The 10,915-nt window shown below is 60.7% G+C and carries 15 protein-coding genes; all 15 read left to right on the top strand.

The genetic code is table 11. The features are described from left to right. Positions 1-13: 13 nt before the first annotated feature. The 15 genes from BO74_RS10990 to nusB all read left to right on the top strand — a co-directional run bounded on the left by BO74_RS10990 (position 14) and on the right by nusB (position 10,892). Positions 14-139 carry a hypothetical protein gene (locus BO74_RS10990; protein WP_496442301.1) on the top strand — a complete coding sequence of 42 codons (126 nt, stop codon included), beginning with the start codon at positions 14-16 and terminating at the stop codon, positions 137-139. 427 nt (positions 140-566) lie between these two features. Next, positions 567-1,151: a Na+/H+ antiporter subunit E gene (locus BO74_RS10985; RefSeq protein ID WP_496442297.1), complete on the top strand. Its 585-nt coding sequence runs from the start codon at positions 567-569 to the stop codon at positions 1,149-1,151. Continuing rightward, entirely contained in the window at positions 1,151-1,441 is a 291-nt protein-coding gene (locus BO74_RS10980; RefSeq protein WP_496442296.1) for an MrpF/PhaF family protein, read from the top strand. The genes BO74_RS10985 and BO74_RS10980 overlap by 1 nt, the downstream gene beginning before the upstream one ends. A gap of 2 nt (positions 1,442-1,443) precedes the next feature. Continuing rightward, positions 1,444-1,785, top strand: coding sequence for a monovalent cation/H(+) antiporter subunit G (mnhG, locus tag BO74_RS10975; protein ID WP_496442294.1), 342 nt, complete (start codon positions 1,444-1,446; stop codon positions 1,783-1,785). Between the two features lie 8 nt (positions 1,786-1,793). Continuing rightward, positions 1,794-2,321, top strand: coding sequence for a DUF4040 domain-containing protein (locus BO74_RS10970; protein WP_496442292.1), 528 nt, complete (start codon positions 1,794-1,796; stop codon positions 2,319-2,321). Continuing rightward, entirely contained in the window at positions 2,311-2,736 is a 426-nt protein-coding gene (locus BO74_RS10965) for a Na(+)/H(+) antiporter subunit B (protein WP_496442291.1), read from the top strand. Before BO74_RS10970 ends, BO74_RS10965 begins: the two co-directional genes overlap by 11 nt. A gap of 2 nt (positions 2,737-2,738) precedes the next feature. Beyond that, positions 2,739-3,113 (top strand): cation:proton antiporter subunit C, encoded by a 375-nt coding sequence (locus tag BO74_RS10960; RefSeq protein WP_496442290.1) that lies wholly within the window; start codon positions 2,739-2,741, stop codon positions 3,111-3,113. Next, positions 3,113-4,618 carry a monovalent cation/H+ antiporter subunit D family protein gene (locus BO74_RS10955; protein WP_496442288.1) on the top strand — a complete coding sequence of 502 codons (1,506 nt, stop codon included), beginning with the start codon at positions 3,113-3,115 and terminating at the stop codon, positions 4,616-4,618. The genes BO74_RS10960 and BO74_RS10955 overlap by 1 nt, the downstream gene beginning before the upstream one ends. Before the next feature lie 2 nt (positions 4,619-4,620). Beyond that, positions 4,621-6,081, top strand: coding sequence for a monovalent cation/H+ antiporter subunit D family protein (locus BO74_RS10950; RefSeq protein WP_496442287.1), 1,461 nt, complete (start codon positions 4,621-4,623; stop codon positions 6,079-6,081). After that, on the top strand, positions 6,078-6,353 hold the full coding sequence (locus BO74_RS10945; RefSeq protein ID WP_496442286.1) for a hypothetical protein: 276 nt from the start codon (positions 6,078-6,080) through the stop codon (positions 6,351-6,353). Before BO74_RS10950 ends, BO74_RS10945 begins: the two co-directional genes overlap by 4 nt. After that, complete coding sequence (locus BO74_RS10940) at positions 6,340-8,037, top strand: Na(+)/H(+) antiporter subunit D (protein ID WP_496442284.1); 1,698 nt, start codon at positions 6,340-6,342, stop codon at positions 8,035-8,037. The genes BO74_RS10945 and BO74_RS10940 overlap by 14 nt, the downstream gene beginning before the upstream one ends. Before the next feature lie 121 nt (positions 8,038-8,158). Beyond that, complete coding sequence (locus BO74_RS10935) at positions 8,159-8,767, top strand: riboflavin synthase (protein WP_496442282.1); 609 nt, start codon at positions 8,159-8,161, stop codon at positions 8,765-8,767. Further along, positions 8,767-9,894, top strand: coding sequence for a bifunctional 3,4-dihydroxy-2-butanone-4-phosphate synthase/GTP cyclohydrolase II (gene ribBA / locus BO74_RS10930; RefSeq protein ID WP_496442280.1), 1,128 nt, complete (start codon positions 8,767-8,769; stop codon positions 9,892-9,894). Before BO74_RS10935 ends, ribBA begins: the two co-directional genes overlap by 1 nt. A gap of 33 nt (positions 9,895-9,927) precedes the next feature. Then, positions 9,928-10,410, top strand: coding sequence for a 6,7-dimethyl-8-ribityllumazine synthase (ribH, locus tag BO74_RS10925; RefSeq protein ID WP_496442278.1), 483 nt, complete (start codon positions 9,928-9,930; stop codon positions 10,408-10,410). Next, positions 10,407-10,892, top strand: coding sequence for a transcription antitermination factor NusB (gene nusB, locus BO74_RS10920; protein ID WP_496442276.1), 486 nt, complete (start codon positions 10,407-10,409; stop codon positions 10,890-10,892). The genes ribH and nusB overlap by 4 nt, the downstream gene beginning before the upstream one ends. The last annotated feature ends 23 nt before the right edge of the window (positions 10,893-10,915 follow it).

Below are 10,915 nucleotides of genomic sequence, written 5' to 3'. Positions count from 1 at the left end.
GGTCGGGACGACGCTGTTCATCTCCAGTTCGATCGCCAACGTCTCGATCCTCAAGTCGTCGCGCGAACTGATTCCGTTCTACGTCGTCGCGCTGGGTGCCACCCTTTTGTTCGCATTTGTTCCCGTGCTGACTTTGTAGAACAAGCCCCCTCCGTAGTCGGACTCCGCAAAATTGGTCCGACCCATCGCCGGCGATGACGTTCAAGAGCGCGTCATCGCCGGATTTTTTTGCGGAAACTTGATCTGTCGCGAACCGGTTGTGATCGGGTAGCTTCCTCCGAAGCTGCGTCGATTACGCTCTTTTTTGCTTAACGTGGCGCTCGATTTTTGTTCTGAATTTGGAAAAAATCTGCACGGTCGTGGTAAATTTCTGCCAAAAAAAGGCCTGATGCTTCAACTCAGGCGTGTCTCAAGGCCAATCGGGCGGTTGGCAAAACAACAAACTCAACAAGACTTGGATTAGAAATCCAGGCGCTGGTAGTGCCTTTTTGTCGCGTTTATTTCGCGACGTTTTGTCTTGGTTGATTTCGTTTGGTTTTCGGTGAGTGTTCTTGGTGTGATCTTGCTTGTCGACAGGTTTGTGCAACAATATACAAATATATTATTGCTATTTCGTTACTGTAACGAGCAGTTTTTGTCCGCTGTTTGACGAGTTCTTTCCCGCGATTCTTGACATGATTCGTTTTCTTGTTGCCGTCGTCACTCTGTTCGCATTCTGGTTACTGCTTTCCGGAATGCCTGTGCCGTTCCTGGTTCTTTCGGGCCTGGGGTGCGCGATCGCCGTCGTTTTTCTTTCCGGGCGCTTGAATCTGGTTGTCGATGAGGGCACCCCGATTCGTCTCGTCTGGGGGAGGCTTGCGGTCTACTGTCCCTGGCTCATCAAGGAGATCGCTCTGGCCGCCTGGGATGTGTCGATGCGCATCCTGAATCCGCGCCTGCCGATTTCGCCGACGCTGGTGGAGTTCCGTCCTTCGCAAAAAACCGACGCCGGTTTGGCGATCCATGCGAATTCGATCACCCTGACGCCGGGTACGATCAGTGTCGAAGCGGAGCCCGGGCGTTTCTTGGTGCACGCGTTGACCGAAGAAGGAGCCTTGTCGCTCGCGGGCAGCGAGATGAACCGTCGCTGCGCAGAACTGGAGGACGTCTAGTGGTTCTGGCTGCAGTAACCCTGGCGCTTCTGGTCACTGTGGCCTTGGCACTGCTGCGTGCCGCCAAGGGGCCAACCGTGTTCGATCGCCTGCAATCGTGCAGCACCATCGGAACCTGCGCGATGCTGCTTCTTGCGCTGCTGGGTTTTCTCGACGAACGTCCGGAATTTCTTGATCTTGCGCTGACCTATGGCTTGCTTAACGTCATTGGCGTTATCGCAGTGTTGAAATTCTTTCATCCCGAGAAGAGTCGATTCAAGAGCGCTGACAAGCAGGGGGATGAGGGCTAGCCATGGAAATCTTGACGACGGCCCTGAGTTGGGTCTTTCTCGCGTGCGGGGCTTTCTTCTGTTTGCTCGGCGGTATCGGGCTGATTCGCATGCCCGATTTTTATACGCGAATGCACGCCGCCAGCGTCACGGAGACGCTCGGCGCCGGGCTGATGCTGCTTGGGTTGATGTTGCATGCCGGGTTTTCGCTGGTGACCGTAAAGCTGGCAATGATCGGAGGGCTTATCTTCCTAGCCAGTCCGACGGCGAGTCATGCACTGGCCAAGGCCGCGCTGCTGAGCGGACTCAAGCCGTTGCTGGGCAAGGAGCTTTCGAGCAAAGAGGTGCCGCCATCGAAACACTGATCATCAACGTGCTGCTGGTGTTCATGGCGGTCGCGGTACTGGCGATTGCCTTCACGCGCAATCTGTTTTCCGTGGTTGTCCTCTCTGGGGCCTACAGCTTCCTGATGGCTACCGCGCTGGTGGCTCTCGACGCGGTCGACGTGGCGATGACCGAGGCCGCTGTCGGTGCCGGCGTGTCGACCGTGCTTTTGCTCGGAGCGCTGCGACTATGCAAGAGCAATGAGGCGAAGCCGATGCACAAACCGTGGCTGCCGCTGGCTGTATCGGTCTCGACCGGCGCGCTCTTGGTATATGGCGCTTTCGGTTTGCCTGACTTCGGCGATCCGGACGCGCCGATCCACAACAACGTCGTTCCTCGCTACCTGGAAAACGAGGTGGAGGTGCCGAACGTGGTGACCGCCGTCCTCGCCAGTTTTCGTGGTTACGATACCCTGGGCGAAACGACGGTGGTGTTTACCGCGGGCGCCGGGATCATCGCCTTGCTGCGGCGGCGGAAGAAAACCCCGGATGACAAGGGGGTGGCGCGTGAAGGATGATCTCGTCCTGCGCGTGGTGGGTCGCCTGCTGATTCCGGCCGTCCTGCTCTTTGCGCTTTACGTCCAGTTCCACGGTGACTTCGGCCCGGGTGGCGGTTTTCAGGCGGGGGTGATGGCCGCGGCCGGGATCATCTTCTATTCGTTGATTCATGGGCTGGCGAAGACCCGGCGTGTCGTGCCGGACTGGCTCGTGGAAACGATGGTCGCCGCCGGTGTGTTGATTTATGCCGGCGTCGGGCTGGCCGGCATCCTGTTCGGCGGCAACTTTCTCGACTATTCGGTCCTCGGCAGCGATCCGGTCCACGGGCAGCATCGGGGAATCTTCTGGGTCGAGGTCGGTGTGGCCGTCACGGTTTGCGGCGTGATGCTGAAGATCTATTACATGTTTGCTTCGCGCGGCGGTTCGGAGGATTAACGGTGCTGGCGCATTTCACCAATATCATTACCGTGTTCCTGATGGTGGCCGGGCTGTTCATCATCATCGCCCGCGGCAACCTGATCAAGAAACTCGTTGGCCTGTCGTTGTTCCAGACGTCCGTTTATCTGCTCTACATCACGCCGGGCAAGCTGATCGGCGGAACGGCGCCGATTCTCTCGCCAGCCTATACCGTCTACTCCAATCCGCTGCCTCATGTCCTGATCCTGACGGCCATCGTGGTGGGGGTGGCGACGCTTGCTCTGGGGTTGGCGCTGACGGTGCGCATTCGCGAGGCTTACGGCAGTATCGAGGAGGATGAGATCCTCGCCCTCGATCACTCCGTGGAAGCCGAAGAAGCCAGGGAGGCGCATTGATGGCTCTGGCGCAACACCTCCCGGCCCTGCAGGTCATCTTGCCGCTGATTTCGGCGCCGCTGGCGATTCTCTTCCGGCGCGCCGGTCCGGCGTTCCTCGTTGTCACGGCGGCGGCCTGGCTGTCTTTCGCCATTGCCATCGCCCTGTTCCTGCAGATCGATGTTTCCGGCGTGATTTCCTACGCCATGGGTAATTGGCAACCGCCATGGGGAATCGAGTACCGGCTTGATCGGCTCAACAGCTTCATGCTGATTCTGGTTTCCGGCATGGCTGCGGTCGTCCTGCCCTATGCGCGAGAAAGCATCGCGCGGGAGATTCCGCAAGAATCGCACTACATGTTCTATGCCATGCTCGGGCTGTGTCTGGCCGGGTTGCTGGGGATCACGATTACCGGGGATGCGTTCAACCTGTTCGTGTTTCTGGAGATTTCAGCGCTGTCTACCTATGTGCTGATTGCCATGGGGCGTGACCGTCGGGCACTGACCGCCGCATATCAGTACCTGATCATGGGGAGCATAGGGGCGACTTTTATCGTCATCGGTATCGGCGTTCTTTATTTGATGACCGGAACGCTCAATCTTGCGGATATGGCGCAGCGTGTCGCGGCGATTGAAAACACTCGCCCGGGGCTTGTGGCATTGGCGTTCATCAGCGTCGGTGTGTCGCTGAAGGTCGCCCTGTTTCCGTTGCATCAATGGTTGCCGAATGCCTATACCTATGCCCCTTCGTCCGTAACCGCCTTTCTTGCGGCGACGGCGACCAAGGTCGCGCTCTATGCGCTGATCCGTTTCTATTTCACGGTGTTTGGTGACAGTTTCATCTTTGGCAAACTGCCATTGCCCGAGTTCATGTTGATCCTGTCGCTGTTTGCGATGGTATTTGCCAACGCCATCGCCATCTTCCAGGACAACCTGAAGCGCCTGTTTGCCTATTCGAGCGTCGGCCAGATCGGCTACATCACGCTGGGGCTGTCGTTCGACTCGGTCAACGGTGTCGGTGCGTCGATCATGCACCTGTTCAATCACGGGGTTACCAAAGGGGCGGTCTTCCTGCTCATCGGCGGTGCCGTGGCAGGCCTGACGAAGCGGCAAGCGGTGCCGCCGGCGCCGACCTTCGAACGGATCGCCGGGTTGTCGAAAACGATGCCGCTGACCTGTTTCGGTATCGTTCTCGGCGGACTGAGCCTGATCGGCGTGCCGGGAACCGCCGGTTTCGTCAGCAAGTGGTATCTGGTCCTCGCGGCTATCGAGAAGGGGCAGTGGTGGCTGGTCGGCGCGATTCTCGTCAGTTCCCTGCTGGCCGTAGCTTACGTCTGGCGCTTTGTCGAAACGGCGTACTTCCGGGCGCCGCCGGCCGGGCATGACGTGCTCAAGGAGGCACCGCTGGCTTTGCTCATCCCCGGATGGCTTCTGATCCTGGCGACGCTCTGGTTCGGCTTCGATACCTCTTTCACGGTAGGGGCCGCGCTCGATGCCGCCCAACAACTCGTACATCGCGGTGGTTGAACGTGGATAACCTGATTCTCGCAAGCCTCGTTCTGCCGATTTTCGGGGCAATAGGCATCTTTCTCTCGGGGCGATGGCCGAATCTGCGCGAAAGCGTCACGATCGCCACTGCGGTAGCGACGTTCGCGTGCGTCGTCCAACTCGTCGAACCGGTGTTGGCCGGCAACCAGCCTGCCGTCGTGCTCTTCGAACTGTTTTCCGGCTTGCCCGTGGCGTTTCGCGTCGAGCCCCTCGGGATGATTTTCGCGCTGGTGGCATCGGGATTGTGGATCGTCAATTCGATCTATTCGATCGGCTACATGCGCGCCAACGGCGAGCATGCCCAGACACGTTTCTATGTCTGTTTCGCGCTGTCGATCGCCGCGGCGCTGGGCATTGCGTTTTCCGCGAACCTGCTCACCCTGTTCCTCTTCTATGAAATCCTGACGCTGATCACGTATCCCTTGGTGACACATTGCGCGACGGAAAAGGCGAAGCGGGGCGGGCGGGTCTATCTGGCGATCCTGATGGGGACGTCGATGCTCTTTCTCCTGCCCGCGATCGTCTATACGTGGCATGTGGCGGGGACCACCGAGTTCCGCGCGGGAGGCATCCTGCCGGCGACGCTGGCCCCGGGAATGCTGACGGCGCTGCTGGCGCTCTACATGTTCGGTATCGGCAAGGCGGCGCTCATGCCCTTCCACCGCTGGTTGCCGGCGGCGATGGTGGCGCCGACGCCCGTTTCTGCACTGTTGCACGCGGTGGCCGTGGTCAAGGCCGGGGTGTTTTCCGTGGTCAAGGTGGTGGCTTATGTTTTCGGCAGCGGCGTACTGGCCGGGCAGACCGGCTGGCTGATCGCGGTCGCGGCATTCACCATCATCGCGGCGTCGATCGTGGCCCTGCGTGCCGATAACTTCAAGCGCCGACTGGCGTACTCGACGGTCAGCCAGTTGTCCTACATCGTGCTGGCGGCGGTCGTCCTGACGCCACTTTCGACCGTCGGCGCCGCGCTGCACATCGTTTCGCACGCGCTGGGCAAGATCACGCTGTTCTTTACCGCGGGCGCGATCTACACCGCGGCGCACAAGACCGAAATCAGCCAGTTCGACGGCATCGGGCGGCGCATGCCCTGGACGATGTCGGCGTTTACCATCGGCTCGCTGTCGATCATCGGTATCCCGCCTTTCGTCGGTTTCGTCAGCAAGTGGTACATCCTGTCGGGTGTGTTGTCGGCGGGAATGTTGTCGGTTGCCGCGGTCTTCCTGCTCAGCACGCTGTTGAATGCCGCGTACCTGCTGCCGATCGTGCATCGGGCATTCTTTCGCGCGCCGGCGCATGACGACCATCACGGCGAGCATGGCGAAGCGCCATTGTTCATGGTGATCGCCGTCTGCCTGACCGCGGCGGGGACGCTTGCCGTGGCCTTTTTCCCTGATGTCCTGGTCGAGCTGGCGCGACGAGTTGGTACAGGAGGAGGGGTATGAGCAATCGGCGCGAAAAGCCTGCAGCCGGAGCGCCCGGGCCGCAGGGCGGCCATCCGACGAGAGGGCGGAAGAGGCTGTTCCTGCTGCTGCTGGCATGTGTTCTTCTTCTCGTGCTGGAATTGCCGATCGACAAGCACGTCGAGACGGAGATCGAGCATTGGTTCGGCTTTCACGCCTTTTTCAGTCTTCTTGCCTGCGTGGTTCTGGTCCTGCTGGGCAAGCTGTTGCGCTGTGTAATCGCCCGGTCCGAGAATTATTATGATGCTCGCTGAGTTCAACCCGGGGCTGACGCTGGTCGCCGGCGGGCTGTTGCTACCGCTCCTGCGCGGGAAGTTGCGGGCGCTATTCCTCCTTTTGTTGCCGGTCGCCGGCCTCGTGCAGTTGTCGCACCTCGTGCCGGGGGCGCACGGCGTTGTCGATTTCCTCGGCTACGAGTTGGTCACGCTGCGTGTGGATCGCTGGAGCATGGTCTTCGGCTGGGTTTTCATGATTGCCACCTTCGTTTCGGCGATCTACGCGTTGCATCTGCGTACCCCGCTGCAGCTTACAGCCGGCATGACCTACGCCGGAAGCGCCATCGGCGCGGTGTTCGCGGGCGACCTGATGACGCTGTTCGTTTTCTGGGAGCTTACGGCCATTACCTCGGTCCTCCTGGTGTGGGCAGGGCGCGGGCCGAACGCCTACGCGGCCGGCATGCGTTATCTGATCGTGCAGATCATCTCGGGTACCCTGCTGTTTTTTGGTGCGGCAATCCAGTTCAACACGACCGGTTCGCTGGAGTTCGGAGCGATCGGCCTGGACGGCATCGGCGGCTGGCTGATTTTCATCGCCTTCGGGATCAAGGCGGCTTTCCCGCTGCTGCATGCCTGGCTGCCTGACGCCTATCCGGAGGCCTCGGAGGTCGGGACGGTGTTCCTGTCGGCATTCACCACCAAACTCGCGGTTTACGCCTTGGCCCGTGGCTTTGCCGGAACGGAGTTGTTGATCCCGATCGGCGCGGCGATGGTCGTCTTCCCGATCTTCTTCGCCTTGCTCGAAAACGATTTGCGTCGCGTGCTGGCCTACAGCCTGAACAATCAACTGGGCTTCATGGTCGTGGGCATCGGCATCGGCACGGAAATGTCCCTGAACGGGGCCGCGGCGCATGCGTTTACCCATGTCCTGTACAAGTCGCTGCTGTTCATGTCGATGGGGGCCGTGCTGTATCGCGCGGGAACCGTCAAGGCTTCCGAACTCGGCGGACTCTGGAAGTCGATGCCGCTGACCACCGTGTTCTGCATCGTTGGCGTCGCGTCGATCGCCGGGATGCCTTTCTTCAGCGGCTTCGTCAGCAAATCGATGATCGTTTCTGCGGCAGCGCAAGGCGGCTACATGCTCGCCTGGTCAGCCTTGATGTTCGCCGCGGCATGCATGTTCCTGCCGGACCTCAAGATTCCCTTCTTCGCGTTTTTCGGCCGGGATTCCGGCAAACGCTGCCAGGAGGCGCCGCTCAACATGCTGGTGGCGATGGCCATCGCCGCGGCTTTCTGTGTCGGCATCGGGCTGATGCCGGGGCGCTTGTACGCCCTGCTTCCCTATCCGGTCGCGTATGCGCCGTATTCCGTCTCCCACGTTCTGGCCCAGCTGCAATTGCTGCTGTTTGCCGGCCTGGTTTTCGCGGTCGTCGTGCGCTGGCGGCTTCTGCCGCTGGCGGTGCCGGGAATCAACCTCGACGTCGACTGGCTGTGGCGGAGGCCGGGAACCCTGGTGATCAAGGTAGTCGCGCGAATCCTCGAGATCGGCGGTGACTGCCTGAGTGCCTTGCTGTCGTTCAAGCTCTCGTCGCTTTCCGGAATGATCGAGAGACATCGTCTTCCTGACGGTTTGCTGTTGCGTTCCTGGCCCACGGGCAGCATGTCGCTGTGGGTCATGTTGATGCTTTTTGCGTACCTGCTGCTCTATTACCTCGGCGGGTGACCGGGGCAGGCTAACGCATACCGCGAGTGTGTCCGCACGCCGCCGGGGCCGGTGTTTCCCCGTGATAGAATCTTCACCCTTTCTCCCTCTTTTCACTGCCTCCCTTTGATGGGACCCTGCCATGTTTTCCGGAATCATTGCCGCCGTCGGGCGGATCACTCAACTGGCCCCGCGTAACGACGGGACACCAACGGTTCGCCTGACCGTCGATGCAGGCCGACTCGATCTTGGCGATGTCGCCATTGGCGATTCGATCGCCTGTAACGGTGTCTGTCTGACCGTGGTCGAAAAGACCTCCGGCGGGTTTTGCGTCGATGTCTCGCCCGAAACGTTGTCGTGTACGGTCGGGTTGAACGCCCCCGGAGCGATCAACCTGGAAAAGGCCCTGCGACTTGCCGACCGGCTGGGCGGGCATCTGGTTTCCGGGCACGTCGATGGCGTGGGCGAGGTCGTGTGTTTCGACCCGGTGGGCGACAACCGCCTGCTCGTCATTCGCGCTCCTGAAGCGTTGTCGCGGTACATCGCGCGGAAAGGATCGATCACGGTCAACGGTGTCAGCCTGACGACCAATTCCGTCGAAGGCGCCGAGTTCTCGATCAACCTGATTCCACATACGCTGGAAGCAACCACGTTGGGTGGGTTGCAGACGGGAGCTCCGGTCAATCTGGAAATCGACCTGATTGCCCGCTACGTCGAACGTATGCTCAATCCCGAAGCGGAGGGTGTGTAATGTGTCCTGCAGAAATGTCGTCGTCGATCGCGTCGGTCGAGGAGATTGTCGCCGAGCTCCGCGCGGGGCGCATGGTCATCCTGGTTGACGAAGAAGATCGGGAGAACGAGGGGGATCTGGTGCTCGCTGCGGAGCACGTGACCCCGGAGGCGATCAATTTCATGGCCAAACACGGTCGTGGCCTGATCTGCCTGACGATCACCGAGGCGCGTGCCAAGCAGATCGGCCTGACGCCGATGGCGAGGGACAACAAGAGCCCCTACAGCACGGCGTTTACGGTGTCCATCGAGGCGGCCGAAGGCGTGACGACCGGAATTTCGGCACAAGACCGTGCGCGGACGGTGCAGGCGGCGGTAGCGCGCAATGCGAAGCCCGAAGACATCGTCCAGCCCGGACACATCTTCCCGATTACCGCGCGTCCGGGTGGCGTTCTGGTTCGCGCCGGACATACCGAGGCTGGGTGCGACCTGGCGCAATTGGCCGGCCTCGAACCGTCGTCGGTGATCTGCGAAATCCTGAAAGACGACGGATCGATGGCGCGCCTGCCCGATCTGATCGAATTCGCGCAAGAGCACGGGCTGAAGATCGGTACGATTGCCGATCTCATCCATTATCGCAGCCGGCACGAAGCGCTGGTCGAGCGCAGCTATTCGAAGCCGATCGCGTCGGTGCATGGCGAATTCATGCTGCATGCGTTCACCGATCTCACCACCAACGAGGTGCATCTGGCGTTGGCGCGTGGCGAGATCAGCCCCGAGCGCGAAGCGCTGGTGCGCGTGCACGAACCGTTGTCGGTCCTCGACTTCCTCGATTCCGGCAACGGGCGGCACAGCTTTTCCCTGGAAGAGGCGATGCAGGCGTTGGCCAAGGCCGATTCGGGCGTCATCGTCCTGCTGCATCGGCCGGAAACGGGTCAAGACATTCTGTCGGTGCTCAAGGAGCAAGCAAATACGCAACGTCCCGCGGCAAAGTGGGATCCGCGTATCTACGGCATTGGCGCCCAGATCCTGCGCGATCTCGGCGTGCGCAAAATGAAACTGTTGGCCAGCCCGCGGCGCATGCCGAGCGTGGCTGGCTTCAATCTTGAGGTCACCGGCTATGTCGCTTCGGCGGGCGAGCGTGGCTGACTTCCGCTGACCTTGATGACAGGAAAGAACACCATGCCTCGTTTTGAACGTATCCATGAATATGAGTCCGATCTCGACGGTGCCGGATTGTCGGTCGGGATCGTGATGAGCCGCTTCAACCAGGATATCTGCGAGGGGTTGCTGTCCGCCTGCGTCGCGGAGCTTGCGCGCCTTGGCGTCAGCGAAGGCGATGTCGAGATCGCCACGGTTCCGGGCGCGCTGGAGATCCCGCTGGTTCTGCAGAACCTGGCGCAGAGCGACCGGTTCGACGCCTTGATTGCCCTGGGTGCGGTCATTCGCGGTGAAACCTACCATTTTGAAGTGGTTTCCAACGATTCGTGTCGCGCGGTAATGGATGTCCAGCTTGATACCGGCGTCCCGATCGCCAACGGCATCCTGACCTGCGAGGATGACGATCAGGCGCTTGCGCGCATGCAGCAGAAGGGCTCTGACTGCGCCCAGGCTGCCGTCGAGATGGCCAATCTGCTGAGAGTAATCGGGGAGCGTCCGCAATGACCAAGCAACCGGAAAAGGCAGCCGCGAGCGCGGTGAAGAAGCCGATCAAGTCGCCGCGCCGGCGTGCGCGCGAGTTCGCGATGCAGAGCTTGTACCAGTGGCGCGTCGGCGGGCATGATGCGGCAGCGATCGAAGCGCATCTCATGGATGGCGAGGGCTTCGACAAGGCCGATCGCGAGTTCTTCCTCCAGGTCTTCCGCGGGGTCATGGCCCAGGAGGCAGCATTGCAGGAACACCTGCAGGCTCATCTTGACCGTCCTTTTCGCGAGTTGTCGCCGATCGAGGCGAGCGTGCTGCTGGCTGGGGCCTACGAATTGATCAATTGTCCGGAGACGCCGTACCGGGTGATCATCAACGAAGCCATCGAACTGGCGAAGGGCTTCGGCGGGGCGGACGGGCACAAATACGTCAATGGCGTGCTCGACAAGTTGGCAGGGAAACTGCGTTCGGTCGAGGTCGAGGCCCGGCGTCCCCGGCGGTGATTTGCCGCCAGTCGTCGTAGTTG

The sequence above is a fragment of the Propionivibrio pelophilus DSM 12018 genome, assembly GCF_059569095.1.
The sequence above is the reverse complement of the archived record's forward strand: the minus strand, read 5'-3'. Positions and strand labels throughout refer to the sequence as shown.

Bases quoted from the DNA above. Each gene is read 5' to 3' on its own strand.
- mnhG (WP_496442294.1), top strand. From the start codon at position 1,444: ATGGAAATCTTGACGACGGCCCTGAGTTGGGTCTTTCTCGCGTGCGGG.
- BO74_RS10955 (WP_496442288.1), top strand. From the start codon at position 3,113: ATGGCTCTGGCGCAACACCTCCCGGCCCTGCAGGTCATCTTGCCGCTG.
- BO74_RS10945 (WP_496442286.1), top strand. From the start codon at position 6,078: ATGAGCAATCGGCGCGAAAAGCCTGCAGCCGGAGCGCCCGGGCCGCAG.
- BO74_RS10940 (WP_496442284.1), top strand. From the start codon at position 6,340: ATGATGCTCGCTGAGTTCAACCCGGGGCTGACGCTGGTCGCCGGCGGG.
- BO74_RS10935 (WP_496442282.1), top strand. From the start codon at position 8,159: ATGTTTTCCGGAATCATTGCCGCCGTCGGGCGGATCACTCAACTGGCC.
- ribBA (WP_496442280.1), top strand. From the start codon at position 8,767: ATGTGTCCTGCAGAAATGTCGTCGTCGATCGCGTCGGTCGAGGAGATT.
- ribH (WP_496442278.1), top strand. From the start codon at position 9,928: ATGCCTCGTTTTGAACGTATCCATGAATATGAGTCCGATCTCGACGGT.
- nusB (WP_496442276.1), top strand. From the start codon at position 10,407: ATGACCAAGCAACCGGAAAAGGCAGCCGCGAGCGCGGTGAAGAAGCCG.